Genomic DNA, 26,947 nt, shown 5'->3' on the forward strand with positions numbered 1-26,947 from the left:
ATCCGCGAACCGCAACGCGACACAGGCAATCCCGCCGGGGAATCCCGGAGCTGCCTCAGCTCCACAGCGCGACGTGGAACTTGGACCCGCGGCGCTCCAGGCCCCGCGAGCCGCCGGGGGCAACCATCGCCGCCGTCGCATCCGCCGTGCCCGCGAAGCGCTGCAGCGTCAGCGCCATGGTGGTGGTCCGGCGGTGGTCCAGCGTGCTGGCCCACCACAGGCCGGTGACCGGTGTCCCGACGACGGGCAGCCGGACGAGGACCCCACTCTGGAGTTCGGCCCGGACAATATGGCCCAGTGCCAGCATGATGCCCTCCCCCGCCCGCACCGCTGCCAGGGCTTCTGTCTCGCTGCTGAGCCGGATGATCTCCGGCGCCACCCCCGTCGCCGCCAGCCAGCGGCCTTCTTCCGTGCTGTCCTGGATCCCCGCAGGCCCGGCAAACCAGGGCCGCTCCAGCAGCCGGGCCACCGGGACCGGTCCGTGCAGCGGGGCCAGCGGATGACCCGCCGCCGCCACCAGCGCGCGCTGGTAGCGCAGGAACGGGACACACTCCAGGCGTAGTTCCGTAACCGCGGTACCGGCAGTCGCCGCCGGCCGGGCACCCAAGGCGATGTCGTATGCGCGCTCGTGCAGGAGCGAGCCAAGGTCCTCAGCGGACTCCACCACCACGTCCACCGAAGCGCCAGGAACCCGCTTGGTGAACAGGTCCAGGAGCCTGCCCGCCGCATGTTCGGCAAAGGGGGCGGTCGAAACGATCTTCAGCCGGCCGGCGTCGTTCTTGGCGTTGGAAACTTCCCAGCGTGCCTGGTCCGCCAGCCCGACGATGTCCTGGGCATAGTCAGCCAGCGCCCGGCCGCCGGGGGTCAGCGCGATGCCGCCCGCGGCCCGCACAAACAGCGGATCACCGAGGTCCTGCCGGAGCGCCGCCAGGGCCGCGGAAACTGCCGGTTCGCTGACGCCGAGCGTCTCCGCGGCAGCGTGCAGGGAGCCCAGACGGGCGACCAGGGCGAACGTGCGGAGCTGGCTCAATGTCATCGACACGGCGTCATAACCTTTCGCTTATGACGATATTGACACTCCGTATCAGGCGGGGCAAGACTTGCCTCACACTGGTGCTGCGCGACGTTGCCAGCGCCCCGGAGTGAGGTAGGGACTATGCAGATTCCGGCTCCTTTCGACTACGTGCGGGCCACGTCCGTGGACAACGCCCTCGAACTCCTCTCCCGCCACGGCCCGGAATCGAGGGTCGTCGCCGGAGGCCACAGCCTCCTGCCGATGATGAAGCTCCGGCTCTCCCGGCCCGAGTGGCTGATCGACATCAACGACCTGTACGAACTCGATTTCGTCCTGCGCGACGGCGACAAACTGCGCATCGGCGCCCTGACCCGCCACACCACGCTCCTGGAGTCCGACGAAATCGCGGCGCTCTTCCCCATCGTCCGGGACGCCGAGTCCGTGATCGCCGATCCGATCGTGCGGAACCGGGGAACCATCGGCGGCTCACTTTGCCAGGCCGACCCGGCCGAGGACCTCTCCACGGTCTGCGTCGTGCTCGGCGCGGAGGCCGTGGTCCGTGGGCCCGCCGGCGAGCGCATCCTGGCCATGGCCGACTTCCACCGCGGACCCTACGAGACGGCGGTGGGCCAGGACGAACTGCTGTGTGAGCTCCGCTTCCCGATCCGCCCCCGTTCCGGCAGCGCCTACGAGAAGGTCGAACGCCGGGTGGGTGACTGGGCCGTCGGTGCCGCCGGCGCGTCCGTGACGCTCGCGGAGGACGGCACCATCGCCGACGCCGCCGTCGGACTCACAGCCCTCGGGCTCGACCATACGGTGGCGGGCACCGCGGAACTGCTCCGCGGCCAGCAGCCCCGGGAGGAACTGTTCGCGGAGGCGGCACGGCTGGCCGCGGCAGCCTGCGACCCGGTGGCCGACCAGCGCGGCCCGATTGACTACAAACGGCATCTCGCCGACGAACTCACCCGGCGGGTCCTGCGACAGGCCTGTGCCCGCGCCGCCCAGACACAGGAAGGCTGAAGCGGATGCAGATCAGCATGACCGTCAACGGCAACGAAGTCACATCCGACATTGAGCCCCGCGTGCTCCTGGTCCACTACATCCGCGAAGTCCTGGGCCTGACCGGCACCCACTGGGGGTGCGACACCAGCAACTGCGGGACCTGCGTGGTCCTGATGGACGGCCAGCCGGTGAAGTCCTGCACCGTCCTCGCCGCGATGGCCGCCGGACACGACATCCGTACGGTCGAGGGGCTCGCCACCGGCGGCACCCTTGACCCGGTCCAGCAGGGCTTCATGGAGGAACACGGGCTGCAGTGCGGCTTCTGCACGCCCGGGATGATGCTGACCGCCCGGGCACTGCTCGACAAGAACCCGCACCCGGACACCACCGAGATCCGGCAGGCCATTTCGGGCCAGATCTGCCGGTGCACCGGCTACGCCACGATCGTCCGGTCGGTGCAGTGGGCCGCCGCCCACCCGGCGGGCGGCGGGAGCGACGCCACGGTGGACGAGGTCATCGACGGCACGGACACCGTGATTGAAGACATCCCGGCAGAGACGCAAGACGCAGAGGTGAAGGCATGACCGTCATCCACGAACGGCACGGCAATCCGGCGGCCGGCGACGAGGACCGCCCGATCGGCTACGGCCGGATCCAGCGGAAGGAAGACCCCCGCTTTGTCCGCGGCAAGGGCAACTACCTGGACGACATCGTCCTGCCCGGCATGCTGCACGGCGCCATCCTGCGGGCCCCTGTGGCGCACGCCCGGCTCGTCTCCATCGACACCACCAACGCCCTCGCCCACCCCAAGGTCCTCGCTGTCATCACCGGAAAGGACCTGCTCGGACTCAAGCTCGCGTGGGCCCCCACCCTCTCCGCGGACGTCCAGGCGGTCCTCGTGACCGACAAGGTGCGCTTCCAGGGCCAGGAGGTCGCGTTCGTCGTGGCCGAGGACCGGTACGCCGCCCGCGACGCGCTGGAACTGATCGACGTCGAATACGACGTCCTGCCCCCGGTCATCGACGCCCGGAAAGCCCTCGACGCCGATGCCCCCGTGATCCGCGACGAGATCGAGGGCCGGACGGACAACCGCATCTTCGACTGGGAAATTGGCGACAAGGCCGAAACCGAGGCCGCCTTCGCGGCCGCCGACGTCGTGGTCTCGCAGGAAATCGTGTACCCGCGCGTGCACCCGGCCCCGATGGAGACGTGCGGCGCGATTGCCGACTTCGACGCCGTCGACGGCAAACTGACCCTCTACGAAACCACCCAGGCCCCGCACGCCCACCGCACCCTGTTCGCGATCGTCGCCGGGATACCGGAGCACAAGATCCGCGTGGTGTCCCCGGACATCGGCGGGGGCTTCGGCAACAAGGTCGGCATCTACCCCGGCTACATCCTCGCCGTCGTCGGCTCGATCGTCACCGGCCGGCCGGTCAAATGGGTGGAGGACCGTTCGGAGAACCTGATGTCCACGTCCTTCGCCCGCGACTACATCATGCAGGGCGAAATCGCCGCCACCAAGGACGGCAAGATCCTCGCGGTGCGCACCAACGTCCTGGCCGACCACGGGGCCTTCAACGCCACGGCGCAGCCGACCAAGAACCCCGCCGGCTTCTTCTCCATCTTCACGGGCAGCTATGACCTGAAGGCTGCGTACTGCAGCGTCACGGGCGTCTACACGAACAAGGCACCGGGCGGTGTCGCCTATGCCTGCTCCTTCCGCGTCACCGAGGCCGTCTACCTTGTCGAACGGATGGTGGACATCCTGGCCCGCAAGCTGGACATGGATCCGGCGGAACTCCGGCTGAAGAACTTCATCAAGCCTGAGCAGTTCCCCTACGCCAACAAGACCGGCTGGGTGTACGACTCCGGGAACTACGAGCCGGCCATGCGGCTGTCCATGGAGCTGGCCGGTTACGACGGACTCCGCCGCGAGCAGCAGGAGAAGCGGGAGCGCGGCGAACTGATGGGGATCGGCGTCTCCTTCTTCACCGAGACCGTGGGCGCCGGCCCGCGCAAGCACTTCGACATCGTGGGCCTCGGCATGGCCGACGGCGCCGAGCTTCGCGTCCATCCCACCGGCAAGGCCGTCGTCCGGATCTCGGTGCAAAGCCAGGGCCAGGGCCACGAGACCACCTTCGCGCAGATCGTCGCCGAGGAACTCGGCATCCCACCGGAGGACATCGACGTCGTCCATGGCGACACCGACCAGACGCCGTTCGGCCTCGGCACGTACGGCAGTCGTTCGACGCCGGTGAGCGGCGGCGCCGTCGCCCTCGTTGCCCGCAAGGTGCGGGAGAAGGCGAAGCTGATCGCGGCCGCCATGCTGGAGACCCGGCCGGATGACCTCGAGTGGGAGAAGGGCCGCTGGTACGTCAAGGGCGATCCCAGCGCCGGGAAGACCATCTCCGAGATCGCCATGGCCGCCCACGGCACCATGACGCTGCCCGAAGGAGTCGACGGCAACCTCGACGCCGAGGTCACCTACGACCCGCCGAACCTCACCTTCCCGTTCGGCGCCTACATCTGCGTCGTCGACGTCGATCCGGGCACCGGACACGTCAAGGTGCGCCGCTTCATCGCCGTGGACGACTGCGGCACCCGGATCAACCCGATGATCATCGAAGGCCAGGTCCACGGCGGGCTGACCGACGGCGTCGGAATGGCCCTGATGGAGATCATCGAATTCGACGCGGACGGCAACAACCTCGGCGGGTCGTTTATGGACTACCTGATCCCCACTGCGATGGAGGTGCCGGACTGGGAAACCGGCTTCACCGTCACCCCGTCCCCGCACCACCCCATCGGCGCCAAGGGCATCGGCGAATCCGCCACCGTCGGGTCGCCGCCGGCGATCGTGAACGCCGTCGTCGACGCGCTGGCCCCCTACGGCGTGGTCCACATGGACATGCCCTGCACCCCGGCCCGCGTCTGGGCCGCCATGCAGGGCCGGGCAAGGCCGCCGATCTGACATGGCGACGATGGGAGATTCCCTCGCGGCCCAGGCCAACGACCTCGCCTCCCGCCGTGAGCCGTTCGTGCACGCCACGGTGGTCCGCGCCCAGCGTCCCACCAGCGCCCACGCCGGAGATACGGCCCTGGTGCTGCCCAGCGGCGACATCCAGGGCTTCGTCGGCGGCAACTGCGTCGAGTCCTCGGTGCGGGAGTACAGCCTGCAGGTCCTGGTGTCCGGGGAACCGCTGCTGCTGCGCGTTGTCCCCGGCGAACCGTCCCGCAGTGCCGAGGAAGGCGCCGTCGAGGTCTCCAACCCGTGCCTGAGCGGCGGTGCCATCGAGATCTTCCTCCAGCCGCGCATCCCGGCACCGCGGGTCCTGGTGGTCGGCACCACGCCCGTGGCGCAGGCCCTGGCGACCCTCGGCTCCGGCGTGGGGCTGGCCATGGAACTCACCGACGGGGAATCCGCCCGGCCGGGGGCCGATGATGCGGCGCTGATCGTGGCGTCGCACGGCAAAGCCGAGGAGGTTGCACTTGAGGCGGCCCTTCGCGCCGGTGTGCCCTATGTCGCGCTGGTGGCCAGCGGCACGCGGGGCACCGCGGTACTGGAGTCCCTTGACGTCGAGCCGGCACAGCGCTCGCGGGTCTTCACACCGGCCGGGCTGCAGCTGGGCGCCCGCACGCCCGGCGAGATCGCGCTGTCGATCCTGGCCCAGCTCATCCAGGAGCGGGCAAAGTCCCGGCACGCCGCACCGGCGCCTCCCGCGGCGGCAGCCCCTGCGGCCTCAGCGGCGGCGACGGCGGTCGACCCCGTCTGCGGCATGACCGTCGCTGCGGTCGAATCCTCGCTGCACCTCGAGCACAACGGTGTCACCGTGTACTTCTGCTCGCCCGGCTGCCGCGCTGCCTTCCGCAAAGATCCGGAGCGCTATGCCCTCACTCTCTGACCGCACGCCCGCACAACACCGGACGGCGGGGCTGGTCCTGGCGGCCGGGGCCTCGCGGCGCCTGGGCCGGCCCAAGCAGCTCCTCCCCTACGGCCGGGGCGTGCTCCTCGACGCCGTGCTAGCAACCGCCCGGGACTGCGGCTTCGACCAGACGATTCTGGCCCTTGGCGGCGCGGCCGCGGAAGTGCAGCGCACGGTCGACACCACCGGCTGCGAGATCGTGCTCAACCCGGACTTCGGCGAGGGCTGTTCCTCCTCGGTCGCTGCCGGCATCGCCGCGCTCCACCCGGACACGGACGCCGTCGTCCTCCTGCTGGGGGACCAGCCGGAGGTCCGGTCGGCCACCGCACGGGCACTGCTGCAGCTGCTGTTCGCTTCAGACGCCGGCAACGACAGCCCCGCGATCGCCGTCTGCCGCTACGACGACGGCGTCGGCCACCCCCTGGCGTTCACCCGGAGGATGTTCCCGGAACTGGCCGCCCTGCACGGCGACAAGGCGGTCTGGAAGCTGCTGGAGCAGCGGGCGGCCGACGTCGTCGAGCTCCCCGTGCCGGGAACGGTGCCGCTCGACGTCGACACGGATGAGGACTACCGCAGGGTCCTGGCCGGGCTGGAGGGCGCCCAGTGAGCACAGCGGCGCGCACCGGCGCGGAGGAGGATGTCCAGCGGCGGATTCCCGACGTCGCGTCCCTGGCCTCGGCGCTGGACAGCAACGACTACCTTGCCGACGTAGGGCTGGCCACCGCGCTGTTCCTGGCCGTCCGGCTGCCGCAGCCCATCCTGCTTGAAGGCGAGGCGGGCGTGGGCAAGACCGAGGCGGCGAAGGCCCTGGCAGACCTGCTGGACACGCCCCTGTATCGGCTGCAGTGCTACGAGGGCATCGACGCCGGAGAGGCCCTCTATGAGTGGAACCACCAGCGGCAACTGCTCGGGATCCGGCTGGCGGAAGTACGGGACGCCGCGGTCACGGAAACCGACCTCTTCGGCCCGGAGTACCTGCTGCGCCGGCCGCTGCTGCAGGCCATCGAGCATCCCGGCCCGCGCCCCGCCGTCCTTCTGCTGGATGAGATCGACCGGGCCGACGCCGAGTTCGAGGCCTTTACCTTCGAGCTCCTGGCCGAGGCCGCGGTCACCATCCCGGAACTGGGCACCATCCGCGCCACGCACCCGCCGATCGTCATCCTGACGTCCAACCGCACGAGGGACCTGCACGACGCCCTGACGCGGCGCTGCCTTTACCACTGGATCGACTACCCCGGCCCGGAACGGATCGCGGAAATTGTCCGCCGCCGCGTGCCCGCCAGCAGCGGCCCGCTGGCGCTGCAGGCCGCCGCAGTGATCACGAAGCTGCGCACCCTGGACCTCGCCAAACCGCCGGGGATCTCAGAGGCCATCGACTGGGTGTCGGCGCTCGCCGTGCTGGGCATCGACCGCATCGACGCCACGACGGCGGACCGGACCCTCGGCTCGATCGTCAAGAACCGCGACGACCTGGAACTGGTCGGCGTCCGCGGGGCCGACTGGCTCGTGGCGGGCACGGGCGGGTGAGCCGCTGATGGCCGGGCCCACCCATACAACGGCCGCAGCACTCCCCGCGGTGGAGGCGGCCACCTTCTCTGCGGCGTTTGTAACCGCCCTGCGCCGGGCCGGGCTGTCCTGCTCTCCGGACCGGGCAGTCCGGCTGGCCGAGGCCCTCCGACTGGTCCCGCCCGCCGACGTCGGGCAGCTCTACTGGGCATCCCGCGTGGTGCTGGTGTCCGCGCGCGAGCAGCTGCCGGTGTTCGACGCCGTCTTCGCAGCAGTGTTCCGCGGCGCCTTCGCCCCCGCTGCCGCGCCCCGCCACGCCGCTCCGCGCACCGTGTCGCCGGCCGAAGCCCCCGAGGAGGCACGCACCTGCCCTTCCCCGGCCGAGGCCCGCGCCCCCGGGCACCCGCCCGCTCACCGGCCGACGGCGCCGGCGATTGCCTCCGCGGGACCGGACAGCACCGGGGACCGCAACGCGCCGGAGCGGGAGGCCGTGCTGGCCATGGCCTCCACCGACGAGCGGCTGCACAGTATGTCGTTCGCCCGGCTCACAGAGGCGGAAGTCCTGGAGATCCGGCGGCTGGCGTCCCGGCTGCTGCTCGCCACGCCGCCACGTTTGAGCCGCCGCACGCGCAAATCAGCCCACAGCAGCGCCCGGCTGGACGTCCGCGCCACGGTCCGCGCCGCCCGGCGCTCGGGCAGCGACACCACCCGGCTGCTGTATGCCCGCCGGCGCGAGCAGCGCCGCAAGCTGGTGATGCTGTGCGACGTTTCTGGCTCCATGGAGCCGTACGCGCGGATCTTCGTCTCGCTGCTGCAGGGTGCAGTGGCGACGGCCGGCGCGGAGGCCTTCGTCTTTTCCACCCGGCTGACGCGCCTGACCCGGCAACTCGCGCTGCGCGATCCGGACGAGGCCCTGGCCCGGGCCGCCCTGGCCGCCCCGGACTGGGCCGGCGGTACGCGGATCGCCGACAGCATCCGGCACTTCGTCGACGAACACGGCCGCCGCGGCCTGGCCCGCGGCGCGGTGGTGGTGATCTTCTCCGACGGCTGGGCCCAGGAGGACCCCGCACTCGTGGCGGCACAGATGGCAAGGCTGCGGCGTCTGGCACACCGCATCATCTGGGTCAACCCCCGCAAGGCCGCCCCGGAATACCGGCCCCTGACCGGCGGCATGGCCGCGGCCCTGCCCTACTGCGACGCGTTCGTCAGCGGACACAGCTACACAGCTTTGGCAGAGGTGGCGGCCGCAATCCGCGGCGACGGCCAGTCATCACTCAAGGGAAGAGGGACCTAATGCAGATTGACAGCACTTTCTCGGTCGTCGCTCCGATCGACACGGTCTGGGAAACCATCATGGACTTTGAACGCGTGGCCGGTTGCGTTCCCGGCGCCAGAATCCTGAACAAACTGTCCGACGACGCCTACCAGGTGGGCATGACCGTCAAACTCGGCCCGGTCAACATGCAGTACAAGGGCCTGCTCAACGTCATCGAGCGGAACGCCGCCGAACACCGCGCCGTGCTCGGAGGCAAAGCCCAGGAAACCCGCGGCCAAGGCACGGCCGAGGCCACGGTGACCCTGCAGCTGGCCGAAGAGGCCGGCGGCACCACCCGCGGTACCGTCAGCGCCGATCTGAAGCTGTCCGGCAAGGCCGCGGCAATGGGCAAGGGCGTGATCGGCAGCGTGACCGAACAGATGATGGCCCTGTTCGCCAGCAATCTGCAGGCCATGATCACCTCCCCCGCTCCGGCCGGAGGAACAGTGCCGGCGGGAGGAACAGAGTCCGGCGTTCCGGAACCCGTGCCCGCGGCGGAGGCCGTGGCGGCAAAGGTCGCCGCCGCGACGGCCCCGGCACCGGCGTCGGAACTTCCGGGCGTGCCGGCGGGCACCATTCCCGCAGCGCCACCGAAGGCGTCCGCGCCCACGCCGGCGCATGCCCCCGCCGGCAGCCTGGACGCCCTCAGCCTCGCGAAGGGGATCGCGGCGGAGCAACTGTCCAGCCCCGGGAAGGTCCTGGCCCTCGTGGCGGTGGTGGCGTCCCTCTCCTACTGGGCGGGCCGGTGTTCCGCGTTCCGGCTGGTCCGGGCGGTTGGAAGGATGAAGACCGACCGTGCGTGATGTCCTGGCAGCCATGATGCCGGGCTGGCAGAGGGGTGACACCGCCGGCCTGGCCACCGTGGTGAGCACGTTCAAGTCAGCCCCGCGGCTCCCGGGCGCGTCCATGCTCGTCACCGCCGACGGGGAAGCAGTGGGTTCCGTCTCCGGCGGCTGCGTCGAGGGTGCCGTGTACGAGCTGGCCACGCAGGTCAAGGAGGACGGTACCCCCGTTCTGGTGCGCTACGGGATCAGCGACGACGACGCGTTCGCCGTCGGCCTGACCTGCGGCGGGATCATCGACATCTTCGTCGAGCCGGTTTCCCGGCAAAGCTTCGCCGAACTCGACGCCATCAGGGCGGACATCGCCGGCGGGCGCCGCGTCGGGGTCGCCACCGTGATCGAGCACCCCGACCGCAGCTGGATGGGCCGGCACCTGATCGTGCGGCCCGACGGCGTCGAGGGCAACCTCGGTTCCGAGCGGGCCAACCACGCAGTGGGCGATGACACCCAGGGACTGCTGGCCGCCGGCCGCTCCGGCATACTGAGCTACGGCCCCGACGGCGAACGTCTGGACGCCGGGATGCGCGTATTCTTCGCAAGTTACGCCCCGCCGCCGCGGATGCTGGTTTTCGGCGCGATCGATTTCGCCTCGGCGCTGGCCCGTCTGGGCACCTTCCTGGGCTACCGCGTCACGGTGTGCGACGCCCGGGCAATTTTCGCGACGCCCGCACGCTTTCCCGATGCGGACGAGGTAGTCAACGCCTGGCCGCACCGCTACCTTGCCGGGCAGCTGGAACAGGGCCTGGTGGACGAGCGCACGGTGATGTGCGTCCTGACCCACGATCCGAAGTTCGATATTCCGCTGCTGGAGGTCGCGCTGCGCGGCCGGCCGATCGCCTTCATCGGCGCCATGGGTTCGCGCCGGACCCATGCAGACCGGATCGCCAGGCTCCGGGAGGCCGGCCTGGGCGAGGAAGAGCTGGCCCGGCTGCACAGCCCGGTGGGCCTTGACCTTGGTGCGCGGACCCCCGAGGAGACAGCAGTGTCCATCGCTGCGGAATTCATCGCCAAGCAGTGGAGCGGAAGCGGGGAACCGCTGCGGGGGCTCGACGAGCGCATCCACCACGACGAGCAGCACTGACCGGGCACCCGTGATCGAGAACGGGTTCCTGCTCTGGGCGCTGACGGCACCGTTGCTGGCAGCGTCGCTGTACGCGGCGTTCCGCGCCAGCCGCGACTCCCCGCCGGCCACCCGTGTCAGCTTTGGCCTCCACGCCGCGATGACGACCGCCATGGTGCTGATGCTGATCCCAGGACTCCGGTGGCCCGCACTCCCCCAGATCCTGTTCTTCGGCCTGGCCGCTTGGTGGTTCGTCCTCCGTGCCGTCTCCCGGGGGCCGGTATCCGCCGGGATGCATGCGCCCGCCGCCGGCCCGGCGCAGGGCCGCCGCGAGGGAGCGGGCCGCGGCACGTTGCTGTACAACGCGCTGACCATGGCCGCCATGGCATACATGCTGGCGGCCATGAACGGCCAACGGGGTCACGGCGCGTTGGCAGGATCGGAGGCCGCCGGGCTGCCGGGAGAGGGGACGGCGCACCACGGCGGGCCCGCCGGTGTCCTGGGCCAGACGGGGCGCGACGGCGTTGCCTCCGCCCCAGGGCTACCGCTGCCGGGCCCCAATCAGGGCTGGGTCGGCCAGGCCGCACTGGTTCTGGCCGTGGCCTTCGGCCTGGCGGCGGCGGTGTGCGCCGTGCAGCTACTCCGGCGGATCCGCGCCCGCAACGGCGGAGGCTGCGCCGACACGATCCTCGAACTCGTGGGCGCGGCATCGATGTCAGTGATGTTCGCGATGCTCGCGGCCTGACGCCGGCAAAGGCTGCGTCCGGGCGGTCAGTGGCCGGCGGTTGCCGTCACCGGAGACAGAAGCTCCCGGTAGCTCGTGGCGTGCTCCGCCAGTTCCTCGGCCGTCACCTGGCGCGCCGAATGCAGGACCAGGGGTTCTGCCATGTCCAGCCCGCAGAGGTGTGCGGTGGCTTCCAGGGGGCGCAAGAGCTCGGCCATGGTGAAGCGGTTGTGCCCCGCCGCCGTGTAGGACGATGCCGGGCCGCCGGTGGAGGTGACCAGCTGCAGCCGCTTACCGTGCAAGGCGTCGCCGCCGGCTCCGTAGGCGAACCCGTAGGTAAGGACCTGGTCCATCCAAACCTTCAGGACACCGGGAACTGAGTACCAGTGGCAGGGGAACTGCAACACGATGGTGTCGTGCTCGCGCAGGAGGTTCTGCTCCCGGCCGACGTCGACGTGCCGGTCCGGGTCAGTGGACGAGAGTTCCCGGACGGTCACGCCGTCGAGGTCCCGGATGGCGTCGGCGAGCTGTGCCGTGATCCGGGACGCCGCCAGGTCTGGATGGGCGACGACGACGAGGGTGCGGTGTGGGGTCATGGGTGGGTCGTGCTTCTTTCGGAATCGGATTCGAGGCCGACCAGGTCCATGCTGACCTGCCAGAGGCGGTCAATATCGGCCTGGCCGTAACTGCGTTTTGATGATTTCTTGGGTGTGCTGTTGGCAAAGTACTGGCCAGTGACGTTTTCCAGCTCGGGCGCCGAGGCTAGATGGATGGACGTCAGGGCACCCTGCTCCGGGGTTTTCATCCACCGCTGGACCAGCGGCGTCAGGAACTCCTGCATCCGGCCCGGATCCTCGGCTCCGAACGCCGTCGCCACAACTCCGGGGTGCAGCGCGTTGGCGGTGACCCGGGTGCCGGCGAGCCGGGCGGCGAGTCCGTAGGTAAAGAGGACATTGGCCAGTTTCGACTGGTTGTACGCCCGTTGCCCGGAGTAGGACCGCTCGGCCTGCAGGTCCCCAAAATCCATGCGGCCCATGGCCTGGGCTCCGGAGGAGACTGTCACCACCCGCGCCGGTTCGCTCTCCTTCAACCGCTCGAGGAGGAGGTTGGTCAGCAGGAACGGCGCGAGGTGGTTCAGGGCAAAAGTGTGCTCGAGCCCGTCGGCCGTGAGGCGGCGCGTGTTCCAGAACCCGCCCACATTGTTGACGAGCACGTCGAGCCGGTCCAGGGTTTGCAGCACGTCGCCAGCGAGGCGGCGGACCTCCCGTTGGGAGGAGAGGTCGGCGATGAACACGTCGACCTGGGCCGAGGCTACGGCGCGGATCTCCTCCGCTGCGCGGGCGGCACGGCATGCATCACGTCCTGTGATGGCGATCCGGGCACCCCGGGCGGCCAGTCCCAGCGCTGTGGCCTTGCCGATCCCGCCGGTGCCTCCGGTGATCAGAACGGTTTTTCCTGCCATTGATTGCATTCGGGTCTCGCTCTCGGTGCTCGTTCGCCGGACCGTACTGCCGTCAGCGGACCTAGACGGAGTTGTCCACGTCGGGCATGAAGCTATCAGACAGATCTGTCTGTGCACAAGCCGCGGCAGCTGCCGCCCCGGCGGGACGCGCCGTGCTGCGCCGTGCCGCACTTCCCTCCGTCGGGCGTAAGCTCGTGCCATGGCGAGATACTTCGATGTTCACCCGGACAACCCCCAGGCACGCTCCATCAGCCAGGCGGTGGAAATCGTCCGTTCCGGCGGACTGATCGCCTATCCCACCGACTCCTGCTACGCGCTCGGCGCCCAACTGGGGAACAAGGACGCCCTGGACCGGATCAGGACCATCCGCCGCCTCGACAGCAAGCATCACTTCACGCTGGTCTGCAAGGACTTCGCGCAGCTGGGCCAGTTCGTGCAGATCGACAATGACGTGTTCCGCAGCATCAAGGCCGTCACTCCGGGGAGCTACACGTTCATCCTGCCCGCCACGAAGGAGGTCCCGAAGCGGCTGCTGCACCCGAAGAAGAAGACGGTCGGTGTGCGGATCCCGGACAACAAGGTGGTCCAGGCATTGCTGGCCGAACTGGGCGAGCCGTTGCTCTCCAGCACGCTGTTGCTGCCGGACGAGGAAGAGCCGCTGACGCAGGGCTGGGAAATCAAGGAACGGCTCGAGCATGTGGTGGACGCCGTCGTCGACTCCGGCGACTGCGGCGCGGAGCCGACGACCGTCATTGACTACTCCAGCGGGACGGCGGAAATCGTCCGTCGCGGCATGGGCGACCCGGCGCGGTTCGAATAGGGCGGCCGCCCTTATGCGGACGCGGCCCCCGACGCTCCCCCGACACCCGGCGCCCGGTTCCGCAACCAGCGGCGTGACAGGTCCACCACGGCGATAAGTCCCGCGAGGGGCGTGAGCACCGCCGCGGCGTAGACGAAGAGCAACCAGCTGAGCGTGGTCAGGAGCGTCTGGTGGTTGCTCAGCAGCGAGAGCCCGCCGAAGATCCCGAGGACCCAGAACAGGAGCACTCCGGCCAGCACCGCCGCGGCAGGAAAGTACTCGTTCGTGACTGTACGTTTCACAGTGCCCTGCAGAATTTTCAACGTTTTCATGGACCCTCCTCATGCCTGGCGGTGGGGAGAATCCGCCGGGGTCATTCCAAGTATGGGGCCGTCCGCCACCGGATTTTCAACGATTCCCCGCGACGTGAGCAAGCTAACGGATTGCACTCCAATTTGCTCCTGCCCGGCCGGACCCAATCCGCCGAGTGGTGGCATGATGGGCGCATGAGCCAAGTCACATGCGATCTGACTATCTCCCTCGACGGATTCGCCGCCGGCCCGAACCAAAGCATCGCGGAACCTCTGGGCGAGGGCGGCGAGCGCATGCACAGGTGGCAGTTCGAGGAACCCCACGCCAACGCGGCCTGGCGTGCAGGCATCCTCGCGTCCGGCGCCTACATCATGGGAAGGAACATGTTCGCCGGGCCCGGACCGGGGCCGTGGGACGAGGAATGGCGGGGATGGTGGGGTGAAGAACCGCCGTATCACGCACCCGTGTTCGTGCTCACTCACCATCCACGCGAGCCACTGGAGATGCAGGGCGGCACCACGTTCACCTTCGTCACCGATGGAATCGAGTCGGCGTTGGGCCGGGCGCGGAAGGCCGCTGGCAGCAAGGACGTGGCCATTGCCGGAGGGGCGCAGACCGTCCGCCAGTACCTTTCGGCGGGGCTAATCGACGAGCTGCGGCTCCACATCGCGCCCATCGTCCTGGGAGCGGGCGAACGGCTGCTCGACGGCGTCACGAACCTCCAGCTCGAGCCGACGGAAGTGAACGGTACCGGCCTCGTCACCCACGTGCGCTACCGGGTAACCCGGTGAAACGCACGACGCCGGCCCTGCTGTCGCTGGCTTGCCTCGCCGTCATCGCCGTGACTGCAGCCTGCGCGGCTCCGTCCCCAAACGCGGACGCCAACATAAAAGCGGTCGCCCAGCCGCCGGCTGCCTCGGCCGCACCTTCCAAAGGCGCCGGACTGTCGCCAGGCATGACGCTCGCGCCGGTTCCATCGGTGCCAGCAGCCCCCGCCGGGCAGGGTGCAGACGAATGCTTGCCCCGGGGTGCAGAGGACGCCGCGGCCACCGGAACGCTGGAGTGTCAGTACTTCACTTCCGGGTCCATGCAGCCGGCTACCGTGCCCCGCGGTCCGGGATTGAGTTCTGGGGATTACGCCGTAAGGTTCGGCAGCCTTGGCGGCCACCCATTGATGACCGTGCGGATCCCGTGCGCCTCCTACACGGTTAGGGTCAGCATTGCCGACCAAACAATCACGCCGGATCCGGGAACCCTGGAGAGTTTTGTCGGCACTTGCGACTTCCCGTGGGACGAGGAACAGCAGCGGATGGCACGGTATGTCCAAGCCCCGCTCCAGTTCGTGCAACACGACGCCAGTATTGTGCTGCATAACTCCGAATGGGGAGTCACCCTCTTCCGCACTCCCTACGGGACCCCCTAGCTTTCCTCGCCGACCCGTCGAGGACAGTGTCTGGTAGCGTCGGGCAGCGAACATCGGGGGAAATTGTGAACAGCGACGCTACGGGGACGGTTCCTGCCCGGCCACGACTGGCCGCGGCTTTGGCAACCATCCGCCAGAAGACGGGTAACAATGAGCCCTTTTGACCTTCCGGCCCACCGACTCGCCGCTTTCGCCCGCCCCGTACTGGAATACCTTCCGGCCGGGTTCGACGCTGAGGACGCAACACAAGCCGAGATCGACGACGTCGGATCCCTGGCCGCTCTTGCCTCACCGGACGTCGCGGCGGCCAGGATCGGCCGGCTGGGAGTCAACGCCAGCACATGGGACATGACCGAGCGGCTACTTGAAGCCAGCGACGAGCGCACCGTCGTCTCAGGCCTCCGATACCTCAACCTCAATCCGGCTTTCCCCTTCGTGGCAGTCAAAACCACTGCCCGGGTGAACGATGCTGAGGCTGTTGATGCACTGGCGGCGAAAGTGACCGCGGCCTACCGCGGTGTTGGAGTGCGTGGCTTCACATTCTGGGAGCAGCCGGGCCTCGACCTATCCCCCGCGGAAAACTGGGCAACGGTCATGGCCGGGTCCCTCAGCGCGGCAGCCGGCGCTGACAAACGGGATCTGACCGGGGCTCTGACGATCTCGTGGCCGGAAGCGGCGGCTGAAGTGTTCGCCGAATACCAGCGCGAACATCAAGCGTGGCGGTCCGGCGCCCCAGGGCTCTCAGCGTTTGTTTCAGAGTCCGACCAGGCGGGTCTCCAGGAAGCGGCGGACCAGGGGTTGTTGTTGTCGGTCCGGGACGACCACGGCTTTGCGGGACTGGCGGCAGCCACAATCTCACCGCTCTTTGGCCGACCGGCACTCTGCATGCTGGAAGTGTTCCTGACGGAACGCTTGCGCGGCAGGGGCTTGGCTCCCGCGGTGCAGTCGTCGTTTCTGGCCGGTCAACGATCGGGTGTGGACACCGTATGGGGCCACATACACGAGAGGAACCTGCCCTCGCTCCGCACGGCGCAAAAGCTGGGCCGCCGCCCGGTCCAGCAGGAGTACTTCGTCAGCCTGCCCGCATCCTGAAGGCGGCTCCCCACGGCGCCGTCTCGGAGAATCCGTCCAAGGAGACCGACATCATAAGGACGATCTTGCGCATTCGAGTACCTCCCCGGTACTACCAGGGCAGGTCCTGTTCACCGAGGGAACAGAAGCGGGGCGAAGTCCGGACAGCTGAATCGACCAGCTCGCGGAGTTGGCGGGCGGCGCTGCGTGGATCTTTGGAAGCGCCAGGCTGTCCCATGTCAGTCGCGAGTTTGCCCGGGTGAACTGCCCAGCAGCGAACGCGGCCCTGCAGGTCCTGAGCCAACGAGACGGTCAGCATGTTCTGCGCGGCTTTGGAGATTTTGTAGGCATAACTCGTCGACAGATGTGAGAAGTCACCATTGGCCTGGGCAGCAAGGGATCCCAGCCGGGAAGTCATGTTGATGATGATCGGATCGGGGGCCGACAACAGGTTCGGCAACAGGAACTGCACCAGGCGAAGCGGACCGGCAACGTTGACATCAACTGCGTTCAAGATGCCCTCTGGGGGAATCGACCCGAGGTCATCATGGGGTGCCCCCTGCGCCGCGTTATTGATCAGTAAGTCGACAGGGCGGCCGTCCAGGATTTCGAGAAGTTCTGCAGCAATGTCCGATCGAACATCCTGCCGGACTGTTACGACGTCCCGCGGGTAGGCGCCCGTGTTCGGGGGCCGGGGTGACCGCGCGACGGCGACGACGCTCCAGCCGGACTCCGCAAACTCCTTCACCAAGGCGAGCCCCAGACCTCGGTTAGCGCCTGTAACGACAACCAGCTTCTTCATCCGCTCAGGCTAGCCGCATTGCGGGGCACTTCGTTCGTTGGCGGTTCGAGTGTGGACTCAGTTTGCTTCGAGGACGAAGAAGATGAAGGACAGGAACGCTGTCCTCTCGCCGTTGAGGATGCGCGGCGGAAGGAGGTCGTGCGGTGTGTCTGGAGATGGCTCTGGTTCGCTCACGGCGGCTACGCGGTATCCCGTCGACGTGAAGGCGCTGATCATCGCATGAAGGGGCCGGTGCCAGAAGGTCAGGACCGCAGGCTCGCCATCGAACTCGTAATCTTCCGAGTACTGGCGGATGGCGAAGTAGTCCTCGGTTGGATAGTTGACCACGCTGACCGTGGGGTGGTTGACCGACAGGATCAGGCGACCGCCCGGCTTCAGCACGCGCCGCAGTTCGGCGAGAGGCGCCGACCAGTCTTCCAGATAGTGCAGCACCAAGGACGAGACGACGTCGTCGAAGGAACCATCGGCGAAAGGCAGCGGCTTGCTGAGGTCGGCCACGTGCAGGTCCGCGGCCGTGCCCAAACGCTGTCTTGCCAATTCCAGCATCGCAGGACTGGAATCGAAGCCGGTCATGATCGCGCCCTTGGCGCTCAGCGCCGCGGACAGGGGCCCGGAGCCGCACCCTGCGTCCAGGACCCGGCGACCTGACACGTCGCCGGCAAGGCCTATCATCGCCGGCCGCTCGTAGTAGGCGTTGAGGAGGCTGGCCTCATTTTCAGCCGAGTAGTTCCCGGCGAAATCGTCATAATGGTCGGATTTCATGTCTTTTCCCTTCAGGCGGATTCTCACGGGCCGGACAACAGGCTTGACCCTAGCAAGCAAGAGGCGCCCTCCCATGGAACTGTCGGTGAATTTCCTCTTTGACGAATATCTCTCGCTCGCCGAAAGCGGCATCCAGCGACAAACATGAATTTGGCATGGTTGACTCACCGAAGGGTTGCTGAACGCGGGGCCAAAACACAGATAGAGCTGGTGTATCAGGGCCAAGGCGTCGGTAATGTGATGGGACGGCAGTGACTTTTCCCGGCAGCCAAGCAGCGACAGGAGGCAGAGATGACTCGTAGAACCTCGTTCGCGCTGACTGCGGGACTTCGCATCTTGCTGCTCTTGTCCGTGTTCGCGCAGGTATGGATCTTCCCCTCCGCAGTGGAGAGAGTAGTTGCCATCTTCTTGTCAGCGTTTATCGCTCTGAACGTGCTGGCGTACACGCCCCCAGGCGTGATGCTTGGACTCATCGCCGGAGGGCTCATGGCTCTGATCGCAGCGATCTCTCTCGTGCTCCTTGGGACCAGGCCACCAGAGCGGCAGTATTCGAACCCCTGACGGGCAAAGAATATCGGTAACTTGCGGAGTAGCTTTTGAACGAATGGCCCTTCAAGTTTGGGCCATGTCCACCCGCTCAGCTCCGGCGCGCACGGAGGTAGCGGCGCTCATTACTTTCTTATTGGGACAAACCTGCGCAGCCGAACGGTTTAGCCCGGCATCGTTCGGCTTTGATGTGGGCCCGCGCTATTTCAGCGTGTTCGTTACCTTGTCCGTGTCCGGTTAGTCCCTGCGGGCTCTAACTGCATGCACGAGGCGCCCCGCGAAGTAGACGACGGCGACCACGCTCACCGCCGACAAAATCCACGTGCCATCCATGCTGAGCGCGGGGCCGCTAGTACACATGCTCGTAGCGCCAGACTCGATTGTGTAGTCGACGCACTCGCCCCGTTTATACCCCAGAAGCGTAATGTTCACGGTGATCAAGAGGAGGATCGCGACGGCCCAAGGCCACCATTGCGGTGAACGGAATCGCGGCGTTTCATCCATGTAGTCACCCTACTGATCGGGCCATCAAATTTCTGCCCCTTCAACGTTCTGTTTAGTACCTGCAGATCCTCAGGCCGCAACGGCCGGCCCTGGACTAAGGGCGCCGCCGCAGTCCTGGCCGCCGCGGCGACGCTGCGGGAGTCCCCCACACCAGGCGCCCAGCTGCCCGCGGCTGGCCCACGCTCGGCAGACCGGATCCATGGTCTGCTCATTGTCAGCGCCCGGGGCTACACTGGATGTATCGAACATATATTCGAATAAAGGTGTGTTGTGGGCGTAATCATTGGGCCCCGCGTGATAGACGCGGGCACTTCTCTTCTGTCCGTCCTGATCTCGCCAGTGCCGGTGGCCGCAGGCTACCCTTCTCCGGCCCAGGACTACTTTGACGGCCGCATCGACCTCAACGAACACCTCATCAAGGACATCACCAGCACCTACGTCGTCAGGGTGTCCGGGGACTCCATGGAGGGCGCCGGGATCAGCGACGGCGACGAGCTGATCGTAAACCGCGCGCTCGAGCCCCGCGACGGCTGCGTCGTCGTCGCGGTCCTTGACGGCGAGCTCACGGTCAAGAGGCTGCGGATCACGGCCTCGGGTGTAGTGCTGCAGGCCGACAACCCCCGCTACCCGGACATCAGGGTTCCGGCGCTGGCGGACCTTGTCGTCTGGGGCGTCGCTACCCGCTGCCTGCACCATGTCTAGTGCTGCGACCGGCCGGGGCAGCATCGCCCTGGTTGACGTGAACTGCTTCTACGCCAGCGCCGAACGCGCTTTCGACCCCTCCCTGGAGGGACGTCCGCTCGTGGTGCTCTCCAACAACGACGGTTGTGCTGTCACCCGCTCCCCCGAAGCGAAGGCCCTCGGGATCCCCCTCGGAGAGCCCTGGTTCAAGCTCGCCCCCCGGGCGAAGGAATGGGGGCTCGTGGCGCGCTCCAGCAACTACGAGCTCTACGGCGACATCAGCGCCCGCGTCATGGAGCTCCTCGGCCGCTACTCCGCTTGGCTGGAGGTTTACAGCATCGACGAGGCCTTCCTCGGCGTCAACGGCAGCCCGGAGGAACTGCAGTGCCTCGGCCACACCATGAAATCGGCGGTGCGCCGGAACGTCGGCGTCCCCGTCTGCGTCGGGATCGCCGGCACCAAGACCCTGGCGAAACTCGCCAACAAGTGGGCGAAACACAATCCGGCGTTCGACGGCGTCTGCCACTGGGACGCTGTCCCCGCCGCCCAGCGCGAGAAGCTCATGGCGGCTCTGTCCGTGGTCGAACTCTGGGGTGTGGCCGCGCGGCTGACCAAACGGCTGAACGCACAGGGAATCCACACTGTGCTGGACCTCGCGCGTGCGGACCCCATCAGGATCAGGGACCGCTTTTCGGTGGTGCTGATGCGGACCGTCCTGGAACTCAACGGGACTCCGTGCATCCCGCTGGAAGAGGAACGAACCGGCCGCGACCAGCTCATCTTCAGCCGGTCCTTCGCGGCCCCGATCACCACCGGCGCCGGACTGCGCCAGGTCCTCGGCGTCTACGGCCAGCAGGCCAGCGCCCGGCTGGCGCGCCACGGGCTGCAGGCCAAGGTGCTGACGGCGTTCGCCGCCACGTCGTACTACAACCCGGATAGCAGCTCGAACCCCTCCGTATGCGTGCCGTTGCCGATGCCCACTGCCGACCCCGTCCTCCTGGCGAGGGCAGCCTACGCCCTGCTCCCCCGGATTGACGACGGCGTCAAGTACGTCCGCGCGGGAATCATGGTCACCGATCTGCGCCCTACCGGCAACCAGGCGCCCCTGGCGATGTTCGAGAATCCGCACGAGGAACGCGGCATCGGCCCGCTGCTGGAGAAGGTCAGCCGAAGGTACGGGCGGGGGTCGATCGGCCTGGGCTACGCCGGAATCCGGGGCGGACCTGATTGGAGCATGAGACGCGACATGCTGTCTCCGCGCTACACGACGCACTGGGCCGAGCTCCCCGTCGTCAAAGCCGCGTGACTGCCTCCGAAGACAGCGTCGAAAACCCCGTTGCTTCATACCGGGCACGTATGTCAGCCTCGAAGTGATTCCGTCGCCGGGCGACGACGGGCGGCACAGAAGGAGCACGGCATGGGACTTATCCATATCGACCTGTTCACGACGCTCGACGGCGTCGCGCAGGCGCCAGGCGGGCCGGACGAGGACCCTGACAACGGTTTCGCGTTCGGCGGCTGGCAGGCGCCGCTCTTAGACAAGGTGGTCGGCGAGCAGATCGACTCCGGAATGGCGGGGATGGACGCATTGCTGCTGGGACGCCGGACCTACGACATCTTCGCCGCGTACTGGCCGCACGCCGACGGGGACATCGCGCGGCTGTTCAACCGGCTCCCGAAATACGTGGCCTCACGCCAGACACCGGACCTCGAGTGGGCCGGCTCCACACTGCTAGGCCCCGAGGTCGTCGCCGCCGTTCGCGAACTGCGCGACCGGCACACCAACATCCACGTCATCGGCAGTCTCAACTTCGTACAAACCCTGCTCGCCGAGCGGCTCTTCGACCGGCTCACGCTCTGGGTCTATCCGATCCTCCTCGGCAGTGGAAAGAAGGTCTTCGCCGACGGGGTGGTCCCGACAAACCTCAGACTCATCGAGCCGGTGGTCGCTTCACCGATAGGTGCGGTGCTCCAGCGCTACGCGCTCGCCGATGGCACGCCCGGCGTCGGCGATATGTCCGTCGGCGACCAGTAGGGCCAGGCACGCCCAGTCAGACGGCGGCGGCAAGCGCCTGCTGAAGGAAGGAATCTAGGACCCTGCCGGCATTCTCGTGCATGCGCCGGGATTCCTCGGCGGCAAACTGCGTGCGCTTGGGGCCATGCAGCCGTTCCCCCAGGTAAAGCAGGGCCGCCAGGACTTCCGAGAGCTCGGTGTTTCCCTCGGCGCGCTGCCGCAGCAGCCTCAAATGGGCAGCCTGCAAGGCCGGACCCGGGGCGCAGCCCAGGTCGCGGTCGAACAGCCGGCGGCAGCGTTCGTAGGCTGACAGCCCTTCGACGGGAAGTCCGGCCTGTTCATATCCCGAGACAAGAACGGTCCAGGCACGTTCGTTGAGCGGTTCGGACTGGATGGCCGCCTGTGCGAGCGAAATGGCCAGCTGTGGCTTGTCGAGGAAAGCGGCGGTCTCGGCGGCGAGAATCTGGGCGGCAACCTTCTCGGCAGCATGCCGCGTCCGTGCATCTTCTGCCCAATCGGCCACGAGCTCAAAGCCCAGCAGCGGCTCATCGGCGAGTTCCAGGGCCTGCAGGGCCAGCTGGTGGGCCTCGGCCGGAGCGGCCTGCCGGGCCGCATGGACCAGCTGTTGGAACTCCGACAGGTCCAGCTCCACCAGCTGCGGATCCAGTACGTAGCCGCCGTTCGCTGTGCGCAGTGGGCCCGTCTTGGTGTTGCCCGGCTGGATCGCCCTGCGGATACCACTGACATAGCTCTCCAGATTTGCGACGGCGCCGCTGCTGGCCCGTGGTCCCCACAGGATCTCCACGAGGCGTGTCTTGGAGACAGGGGTCCCCAGATTCAGCAAGAGAATTTCCAGGATGTGTCGGGGCTTGCAGCCGCCCATGTCCGCGGCCGTGAGTACGGCGCCATTTCTCCGGATTTCGAAGGTTCCGAATAGCCGGACCGAAATTGCCGGCGCGTTTACGCCCAAATTGTCCACATTGATCTCCGATTTCCCCATTTAGAACTTAATCCATATTCGGAGAGCCGGAAAGAATTATTGGAACTACGTGCTGAGACTCATTTCCGTCCGACTTTCTAGGGAAACGGTGACACGCAAAACGGGGCACAACAAGCAATGAAGCTACCCGTTCCTTTACCGTGAGGAAAGTCGAGTACACCGTCGAGCGCCACCAAGTACCGCCCGAAAACAATGTGAGTACTCGGAACCCGTGGCAAGTATCGCCATGTCCAGTCGGCCCGACTTCGTCAGGTATGCGAATCCACACTCTGGCGGACCCAGGAACAGGGAACGGCGGCATCGCTGCAGAGGGGCAGCAGGCCAGTTGCAGTCCGGAATCATCCCCCGCGAGTGGGTGCGTGAGCCGCCCTGCCGCACCTGACCGAAAATTCAGCCGCTGCGCCTATTTCTGGATATTTCCGGCCGCGACCAAATGACCGCTCACCCCGCCTGCGCGCGGAATTATCTCCCAGCCGCATCCCTATTGAAATTTCGGACTGCATTGAGGATCCATCATTCCTCGGACATCTCCTCGGGAACGGCGGTCACCTTGGTTTCAGCGCCGTCGCGCAGCACCGACAACTCCAGGGGCATGCCTATCGCCTCAGCAAACAGCAGCCTTTGAAGACTCTCGGCATTGGAAACTGCCTTTTCGCCGACGCTGAGGAGCACATCGCCGGGCCGGAGTCCGGCCCGCTCGGCGGGTGAGCCGGCCAGAACTTCCACCACCAGCAGACCTTCGCGGCGTCCGGTTCTGACCACAGCGCTTGGCTGCAGCCGGACAGGGGTGTTGACCAGGCCGAGATAGGCACGCCGGACGCGGCCGTCCTTCAGGAGGGCAGCAATGATCCGCCTGGACGTGGCGTTGACGGGAACCGCCAGTCCCAGCCCTGCCCCGGCCACCGCCGTGTTGATACCGACGATCCTGCCCCGCGCGTCCGCGAGCGCCCCACCGGAGCTTCCCGGGTTGAGGGCAGCGTCAGTCTGGATGACGTCCTCGATCATGCGGCGGTTACGGCCGGACCAGACGGGGATGGAACGGCCCAGTCCGCTGACCACGCCGGCGGTCACGGACCCGGAGAGTCCCAGTGGGTTCCCGACCGCGATGACCAACTGTCCCACCTTGAGCGACTCCGCATCGCCGAGATCCGCCGGTGCGGCAGTCGGGGCCTTCCCGTGCACCACAGCGAGGTCCGAGAGAGGATCAGAGCCGACCACGTCCACGGCTGTGCGTGTCCCGTCGGAGTACTCCGCGCTGCCCCGCTGGGCGCCGGCCACCACGTGGGCGTTGGTCAGGAGGTACCCGTCGGAGGTGAACAAAACTGCTGATCCGGCGCCCGTGCGGAAGCGGCCGTGCCGGCCGGTGCCGCCCACTTCGAGGGCGGCCACATGCGGGGTTACGGCGGCGGCCACACGGATGACCGTCGCGGAGTAAGAATCGAGAGGGTCCCCGGACGCCTCGGGTCCGGGGACCCGGCTGATCGCAGTGGCCACAGTGCACCTCCAGAGCTGGTACTTATCTAAGTCAACCACCGGCCCCCCGGAGGTAGTCCGGCGCCGCCTACGCCCTCAGAGAAGTACTCCGGATGTCACGCCAACCGGGCGCCAGTTCATCTGGCGGGCAATCCGCCGATAGGCTCAGGAGAGACCAGCCTCACAGCCACAGGAGAACGTACGTGAACCCAGCGAACACCGCGCCCGATCCGCTGCCTCCGCCGGGGCTGAGCTGGGGCATCAAGCGCAGCTTCATCGACTACATCGCCAGCCTGCCGGACGGGTCGGTTTCGGCGACCGCCGGGGCTACCGTGTCCGGATCGTCGCTGTTCTGCTTCAGCCCCGATTCGTCCGACTACGACGCCGCGAGCGGCACCGGCGTGTTGCGCTTCCGGGGGGACGTCCGGCTGGCCGGGCACCATGGCATGCTCCTGGTCCGGCTGCTGGACCCCTGGATCACCTTCACCTCCGGCAGCGGCGTACTGTCCATCAGCACCGGCGACGGCGGCGGCCAGGACCGTACCGCCGTCGGCTTCCTTAGCCCTGCGAAACCGCGCGACGCCGACGGGTCCCTGGTCTGGGAGCACGTCGACGTCGTTATTTCTCCCGAAGGGTCTGAACTCTTCGACGGCCAGTATGCGGCCGGGCAGCCGATGGATCCGCTCTTCATCCGGGTCGCCAGCTAGACCGACAAAGGAGAACCTCCATGGTCGACATCGCCGACGCCGTCGAAACAGCCCGCCAGCGCGCGCTCCCGGGCCCGGGGACGGGACCCAGGCCCGGAGACAGGGACGCGGCTGATTTCCGGGGCCGCCTGGACGCCCACCTCCCCGAACTGGCGCGGCTGTTCCACGATCTCTACGGCACCCGCGCGGACTGGGCGGACCAGCTGACTGCCCTGGTGCAGCAGGCCGCACAATCGTGGGCCGAGCGGCCGGCGGAGCTAAAGTCCCTCGACGTCGTCCGCGGCCAATACAGCGGCTGGTTCCTGTCCAACGAGATGCTCGGCGGAGTCTGCTACGTCGACCGGTACGCCGGGGACCTGGACGGTGTCCGCGACCGGATCCCGTACTTCAAGGAACTCGGCCTCACGTACCTTCACCTGATGCCTTTGTTCCTGGCGCCCGAGCCGCACTCCGACGGCGGCTATGCCGTCTCCAGCTACCGCGAAGTCAACCCAAGCCTCGGCACCATGGAGCAGTTGCGCGCCCTTGCCGCCGAGCTCCGGGCCAACGGCATCAGCCTGGTGGTGGACTTCATCTTCAACCACACGTCCGATGAACACGAGTGGGCGCGTAATGCCTCCGCCGGGGATCCCGACTACAGCAACTACTACTGGATCTATCCCGACCGGACCATGCCGGACGCGTTTGAGGAACAGGTGCGCGAGATCTTCCCGGATGACCATCCGGGCTCGTTTGTTCCGATGCCGGACGGGCGCTGGGTCTGGGCGACGTTCCACACCTTCCAATGGGATCTGAACTACTCCAACCCTGAGGTGTTCCGGGCTATGGCGGGCGAGATGCTCTTCCTGGCCAACCTCGGCGTGGACATCCTGCGGATGGACGCTGTCGCCTTCATTTGGAAGCAGCTCGGAACACCCTGCGAGAACCTGCCGGAAGCGCACCTGCTGCTGCGTGCCTTCAACGCCGTGTGCCGGATCGCGGCACCATCGCTTTTGTTCAAGTCCGAGGCGATCGTGCACCCGGACGAGGTGGCGCAGTACATCGACCCGGGAGAATGCCAGCTCTCCTATAACCCGCTGCAGATGGCGCTCATCTGGGAAGCCATGGCCACCCGTGACGTCTCCCTGCTGGCCCAGGCGCTGGAGCGGCGGCACAACATTCCGGAGGCAACGTCCTGGGTGAACTACGTCCGGAGCCACGACGACATCGGCTGGACGTTTGCGGACGAGGACGCCGCTGAGCTGGGCATCAACGGCTTCGACCACCGGAGGTTCCTGAACTCCTTCTACGTCAACCGCTTCCCGGGCAGCTTTGCCCGGGGCGTCCCGTTCCAGGACAACCCCCGGACAGGCGACTGCCGCATTTCCGGGACGACGGCGTCCCTCTGCGGGCTGGAGGGCGGCACCGGCCAGGCGGTGGACCGCATCCTGCTGGCCCACTCGGTCGCGTTCAGCACCGGCGGAATCCCGCTGCTCTACCTTGGCGACGAGGTGGGGCAGGTCAACGACTACGACTTCGCCCTTGAGGACGGCCACGGCACGGACAGCCGTTGGGTAAACAGGCCGCACTTCCCGGCCGCCCGGTATGCCCGGCGCCATGACACCTCCACACCGGAGGGCGCAGTGTTCGCCGGGCTCCGGAACATGATCGCCGTCCGCTCCCGCACGCCGGAACTGGCCGGCACGCGCTTGCTGGATTTCGCAACAAAGAACGCAGGCGTCCTCGGCTACCAGCGGCCGGGGGACGGAACCCGGATCCTGGCGCTGGCCAACTTCAGTGACCTGGCCCAAACAGTGGCGGCGGCCACGCTCTCCGGTTTCGCCGTCGACGCCCTCGATATCCTGACCGGAGCCGCGGTGGACCTTGAACACGGCATCGCGCTCGAACCCCAGGAGTTCGTCTGGCTTAGGGTAACGCCAATGTCCTGATGCCCCGCACCCGGCGGGCAGGAACGGCACCCCTGGGCGTCAAAACGCAAAAAAATGACCGGCCGCACACTGG

26 protein-coding genes are annotated in these 26,947 nt (G+C 67.5%); 18 read left to right on the forward strand and 8 right to left on the reverse strand.

Going from position 1 to position 26,947, the window contains the following annotated elements; all coding sequences use genetic code 11:
• Positions 1-55 precede the first annotated feature (55 nt).
• The gene (locus AC1DF4_RS08630) at positions 56-1,036 is read right to left on the reverse strand and encodes a LysR family transcriptional regulator (protein WP_476912538.1); all 981 of its coding nucleotides are present in this window, start codon (positions 1,034-1,036) and stop codon (positions 56-58) included.
• 120 nt (positions 1,037-1,156) lie between these two features.
• Between AC1DF4_RS08630 and AC1DF4_RS08635 the strand changes: the two genes are divergently transcribed.
• Genes AC1DF4_RS08635 through AC1DF4_RS08680 form a run of 10 tightly spaced genes read left to right on the forward strand, consistent with a single transcriptional unit; the run spans position 1,157 to position 11,411 of the window.
• Positions 1,157-2,035, forward strand: coding sequence for an FAD binding domain-containing protein (locus tag AC1DF4_RS08635; protein WP_476912472.1), 879 nt, complete (start codon positions 1,157-1,159; stop codon positions 2,033-2,035).
• A gap of 5 nt (positions 2,036-2,040) precedes the next feature.
• Positions 2,041-2,601, forward strand: coding sequence for a (2Fe-2S)-binding protein (locus tag AC1DF4_RS08640; protein ID WP_476912473.1), 561 nt, complete (start codon positions 2,041-2,043; stop codon positions 2,599-2,601).
• The gene (locus tag AC1DF4_RS08645; RefSeq protein ID WP_476912474.1) at positions 2,598-4,991 is read left to right on the forward strand and encodes an aerobic carbon-monoxide dehydrogenase large subunit; all 2,394 of its coding nucleotides are present in this window, start codon (positions 2,598-2,600) and stop codon (positions 4,989-4,991) included. The genes AC1DF4_RS08640 and AC1DF4_RS08645 overlap by 4 nt, the downstream gene beginning before the upstream one ends.
• Position 4,992: 1 nt before the next feature.
• The gene (locus AC1DF4_RS08650) at positions 4,993-5,922 is read left to right on the forward strand and encodes an XdhC family protein (protein WP_476912475.1); all 930 of its coding nucleotides are present in this window, start codon (positions 4,993-4,995) and stop codon (positions 5,920-5,922) included.
• Positions 5,906-6,550: a nucleotidyltransferase family protein gene (locus AC1DF4_RS08655; protein WP_476912476.1), complete on the forward strand. Its 645-nt coding sequence runs from the start codon at positions 5,906-5,908 to the stop codon at positions 6,548-6,550. Before AC1DF4_RS08650 ends, AC1DF4_RS08655 begins: the two co-directional genes overlap by 17 nt.
• Positions 6,547-7,470, forward strand: a complete 924-nt coding sequence (locus AC1DF4_RS08660) for an AAA family ATPase (protein ID WP_476912477.1) — start codon at positions 6,547-6,549, stop codon at positions 7,468-7,470. Before AC1DF4_RS08655 ends, AC1DF4_RS08660 begins: the two co-directional genes overlap by 4 nt.
• 7 nt (positions 7,471-7,477) lie before the next feature.
• Complete coding sequence (locus AC1DF4_RS08665) at positions 7,478-8,743, forward strand: vWA domain-containing protein (protein ID WP_476912478.1); 1,266 nt, start codon at positions 7,478-7,480, stop codon at positions 8,741-8,743.
• Positions 8,743-9,567 carry an SRPBCC family protein gene (locus AC1DF4_RS08670; RefSeq protein ID WP_476912479.1) on the forward strand — a complete coding sequence of 275 codons (825 nt, stop codon included), beginning with the start codon at positions 8,743-8,745 and terminating at the stop codon, positions 9,565-9,567. Before AC1DF4_RS08665 ends, AC1DF4_RS08670 begins: the two co-directional genes overlap by 1 nt.
• Positions 9,560-10,687, forward strand: coding sequence for an XdhC family protein (locus tag AC1DF4_RS08675; RefSeq protein ID WP_476912480.1), 1,128 nt, complete (start codon positions 9,560-9,562; stop codon positions 10,685-10,687). The genes AC1DF4_RS08670 and AC1DF4_RS08675 overlap by 8 nt, the downstream gene beginning before the upstream one ends.
• A 10-nt stretch (positions 10,688-10,697) precedes the next feature.
• Positions 10,698-11,411 carry a DUF5134 domain-containing protein gene (locus tag AC1DF4_RS08680; protein WP_476912481.1) on the forward strand — a complete coding sequence of 238 codons (714 nt, stop codon included), beginning with the start codon at positions 10,698-10,700 and terminating at the stop codon, positions 11,409-11,411.
• A gap of 26 nt (positions 11,412-11,437) precedes the next feature.
• Here the strand turns inward: AC1DF4_RS08680 and AC1DF4_RS08685 are convergent, their stop codons facing one another.
• Both AC1DF4_RS08685 and AC1DF4_RS08690 read right to left on the reverse strand, forming a co-directional pair.
• The gene (locus tag AC1DF4_RS08685; RefSeq protein WP_476912482.1) at positions 11,438-11,986 is read right to left on the reverse strand and encodes an NAD(P)H-dependent oxidoreductase; all 549 of its coding nucleotides are present in this window, start codon (positions 11,984-11,986) and stop codon (positions 11,438-11,440) included.
• Positions 11,983-12,852: an SDR family NAD(P)-dependent oxidoreductase gene (locus AC1DF4_RS08690; RefSeq protein ID WP_476912483.1), complete on the reverse strand. Its 870-nt coding sequence runs from the start codon at positions 12,850-12,852 to the stop codon at positions 11,983-11,985. The genes AC1DF4_RS08685 and AC1DF4_RS08690 overlap by 4 nt, the downstream gene beginning before the upstream one ends.
• A 199-nt stretch (positions 12,853-13,051) precedes the next feature.
• On the opposite strand from AC1DF4_RS08690, the gene AC1DF4_RS08695 reads away from it, so the two are divergent.
• The gene (locus AC1DF4_RS08695) at positions 13,052-13,672 is read left to right on the forward strand and encodes an L-threonylcarbamoyladenylate synthase (RefSeq protein WP_476912484.1); all 621 of its coding nucleotides are present in this window, start codon (positions 13,052-13,054) and stop codon (positions 13,670-13,672) included.
• An 11-nt stretch (positions 13,673-13,683) separates the two neighbouring features.
• On the opposite strand, the gene AC1DF4_RS08700 is transcribed toward AC1DF4_RS08695, so the two are convergent.
• Positions 13,684-13,983, reverse strand: coding sequence for a hypothetical protein (locus AC1DF4_RS08700; RefSeq protein ID WP_476912485.1), 300 nt, complete (start codon positions 13,981-13,983; stop codon positions 13,684-13,686).
• Between the two features lie 174 nt (positions 13,984-14,157).
• Between AC1DF4_RS08700 and AC1DF4_RS08705 the strand changes: the two genes are divergently transcribed.
• Positions 14,158-14,754, forward strand: a complete 597-nt coding sequence (locus AC1DF4_RS08705) for a dihydrofolate reductase family protein (RefSeq protein WP_476912486.1) — start codon at positions 14,158-14,160, stop codon at positions 14,752-14,754.
• A gap of 782 nt (positions 14,755-15,536) precedes the next feature.
• Positions 15,537-16,478, forward strand: a complete 942-nt coding sequence (locus AC1DF4_RS08710) for a hypothetical protein (protein WP_476912487.1) — start codon at positions 15,537-15,539, stop codon at positions 16,476-16,478.
• 91 nt (positions 16,479-16,569) lie between these two features.
• On the opposite strand, the gene AC1DF4_RS08715 is transcribed toward AC1DF4_RS08710, so the two are convergent.
• Both AC1DF4_RS08715 and AC1DF4_RS08720 read right to left on the reverse strand, forming a co-directional pair.
• Positions 16,570-17,259: an SDR family NAD(P)-dependent oxidoreductase gene (locus AC1DF4_RS08715; protein ID WP_476912488.1), complete on the reverse strand. Its 690-nt coding sequence runs from the start codon at positions 17,257-17,259 to the stop codon at positions 16,570-16,572.
• A gap of 57 nt (positions 17,260-17,316) precedes the next feature.
• A complete protein-coding gene (locus AC1DF4_RS08720) occupies positions 17,317-18,021 on the reverse strand; it encodes a class I SAM-dependent methyltransferase (protein WP_476912489.1) in 705 nt (234 codons plus the stop codon).
• A 1,320-nt stretch (positions 18,022-19,341) separates the two neighbouring features.
• Here AC1DF4_RS08720 and AC1DF4_RS08725 point away from each other — a divergent pair.
• The 3 genes from AC1DF4_RS08725 (at position 19,342) to AC1DF4_RS08735 (ending at position 21,787) form a co-directional block, all read left to right on the forward strand.
• Positions 19,342-19,773, forward strand: coding sequence for a LexA family protein (locus AC1DF4_RS08725; RefSeq protein ID WP_476912490.1), 432 nt, complete (start codon positions 19,342-19,344; stop codon positions 19,771-19,773).
• On the forward strand, positions 19,766-21,058 hold the full coding sequence (locus tag AC1DF4_RS08730; RefSeq protein ID WP_476912491.1) for a Y-family DNA polymerase: 1,293 nt from the start codon (positions 19,766-19,768) through the stop codon (positions 21,056-21,058). Before AC1DF4_RS08725 ends, AC1DF4_RS08730 begins: the two co-directional genes overlap by 8 nt.
• A gap of 111 nt (positions 21,059-21,169) precedes the next feature.
• The gene (locus tag AC1DF4_RS08735; protein WP_476912492.1) at positions 21,170-21,787 is read left to right on the forward strand and encodes a dihydrofolate reductase family protein; all 618 of its coding nucleotides are present in this window, start codon (positions 21,170-21,172) and stop codon (positions 21,785-21,787) included.
• Positions 21,788-21,803: 16 nt separating this feature from the next.
• Here AC1DF4_RS08735 and AC1DF4_RS08740 read toward each other — a convergent pair whose 3' ends face one another.
• Entirely contained in the window at positions 21,804-22,766 is a 963-nt protein-coding gene (locus AC1DF4_RS08740) for an AfsR/SARP family transcriptional regulator (protein WP_476912493.1), read from the reverse strand.
• A 513-nt stretch (positions 22,767-23,279) separates the two neighbouring features.
• Positions 23,280-24,260, reverse strand: coding sequence for a S1C family serine protease (locus AC1DF4_RS08745; protein WP_476912494.1), 981 nt, complete (start codon positions 24,258-24,260; stop codon positions 23,280-23,282).
• A gap of 182 nt (positions 24,261-24,442) precedes the next feature.
• Here AC1DF4_RS08745 and AC1DF4_RS08750 point away from each other — a divergent pair, with 182 nt between their 5' ends.
• Both AC1DF4_RS08750 and AC1DF4_RS08755 read left to right on the forward strand, forming a co-directional pair.
• Entirely contained in the window at positions 24,443-24,946 is a 504-nt protein-coding gene (locus AC1DF4_RS08750) for an HtaA domain-containing protein (RefSeq protein ID WP_476912495.1), read from the forward strand.
• Positions 24,947-24,966: 20 nt separating this feature from the next.
• Complete coding sequence (locus AC1DF4_RS08755) at positions 24,967-26,874, forward strand: amylosucrase (protein ID WP_476912496.1); 1,908 nt, start codon at positions 24,967-24,969, stop codon at positions 26,872-26,874.
• Positions 26,875-26,947 lie beyond the last annotated feature (73 nt).

The organism is Arthrobacter sp. 05N429, assembly GCF_056397045.1.

What these genes read in the sequence shown, in the direction of transcription:
- AC1DF4_RS08715 (WP_476912488.1), bottom strand. Translation starts at nt 17,259, where the DNA reads ATGAAGAAGCTGGTTGTCGTTACAGGCGCTAACCGAGGTCTGGGGCTC.
- AC1DF4_RS08650 (WP_476912475.1), top strand. Translation starts at nt 4,993, where the DNA reads ATGGCGACGATGGGAGATTCCCTCGCGGCCCAGGCCAACGACCTCGCC.
- AC1DF4_RS08665 (WP_476912478.1), top strand. Translation starts at nt 7,478, where the DNA reads ATGGCCGGGCCCACCCATACAACGGCCGCAGCACTCCCCGCGGTGGAG.
- AC1DF4_RS08645 (WP_476912474.1), top strand. Translation starts at nt 2,598, where the DNA reads ATGACCGTCATCCACGAACGGCACGGCAATCCGGCGGCCGGCGACGAG.
- AC1DF4_RS08640 (WP_476912473.1), top strand. Translation starts at nt 2,041, where the DNA reads ATGCAGATCAGCATGACCGTCAACGGCAACGAAGTCACATCCGACATT.
- AC1DF4_RS08735 (WP_476912492.1), top strand. Translation starts at nt 21,170, where the DNA reads ATGGGACTTATCCATATCGACCTGTTCACGACGCTCGACGGCGTCGCG.
- AC1DF4_RS08685 (WP_476912482.1), bottom strand. Translation starts at nt 11,986, where the DNA reads ATGACCCCACACCGCACCCTCGTCGTCGTCGCCCATCCAGACCTGGCG.
- AC1DF4_RS08670 (WP_476912479.1), top strand. Translation starts at nt 8,743, where the DNA reads ATGCAGATTGACAGCACTTTCTCGGTCGTCGCTCCGATCGACACGGTC.
- AC1DF4_RS08705 (WP_476912486.1), top strand. Translation starts at nt 14,158, where the DNA reads ATGAGCCAAGTCACATGCGATCTGACTATCTCCCTCGACGGATTCGCC.
- AC1DF4_RS08740 (WP_476912493.1), bottom strand. Translation starts at nt 22,766, where the DNA reads ATGGGGAAATCGGAGATCAATGTGGACAATTTGGGCGTAAACGCGCCG.
- AC1DF4_RS08635 (WP_476912472.1), top strand. Translation starts at nt 1,157, where the DNA reads ATGCAGATTCCGGCTCCTTTCGACTACGTGCGGGCCACGTCCGTGGAC.
- AC1DF4_RS08710 (WP_476912487.1), top strand. Translation starts at nt 15,537, where the DNA reads ATGAGCCCTTTTGACCTTCCGGCCCACCGACTCGCCGCTTTCGCCCGC.
- AC1DF4_RS08690 (WP_476912483.1), bottom strand. Translation starts at nt 12,852, where the DNA reads ATGGCAGGAAAAACCGTTCTGATCACCGGAGGCACCGGCGGGATCGGC.
- AC1DF4_RS08755 (WP_476912496.1), top strand. Translation starts at nt 24,967, where the DNA reads ATGGTCGACATCGCCGACGCCGTCGAAACAGCCCGCCAGCGCGCGCTC.
- AC1DF4_RS08700 (WP_476912485.1), bottom strand. Translation starts at nt 13,983, where the DNA reads ATGAAAACGTTGAAAATTCTGCAGGGCACTGTGAAACGTACAGTCACG.
- AC1DF4_RS08720 (WP_476912489.1), bottom strand. Translation starts at nt 18,021, where the DNA reads ATGAAATCCGACCATTATGACGATTTCGCCGGGAACTACTCGGCTGAA.
- AC1DF4_RS08695 (WP_476912484.1), top strand. Translation starts at nt 13,052, where the DNA reads ATGGCGAGATACTTCGATGTTCACCCGGACAACCCCCAGGCACGCTCC.
- AC1DF4_RS08655 (WP_476912476.1), top strand. Translation starts at nt 5,906, where the DNA reads ATGCCCTCACTCTCTGACCGCACGCCCGCACAACACCGGACGGCGGGG.
- AC1DF4_RS08730 (WP_476912491.1), top strand. Translation starts at nt 19,766, where the DNA reads ATGTCTAGTGCTGCGACCGGCCGGGGCAGCATCGCCCTGGTTGACGTG.
- AC1DF4_RS08630 (WP_476912538.1), bottom strand. Translation starts at nt 1,036, where the DNA reads ATGACATTGAGCCAGCTCCGCACGTTCGCCCTGGTCGCCCGTCTGGGC.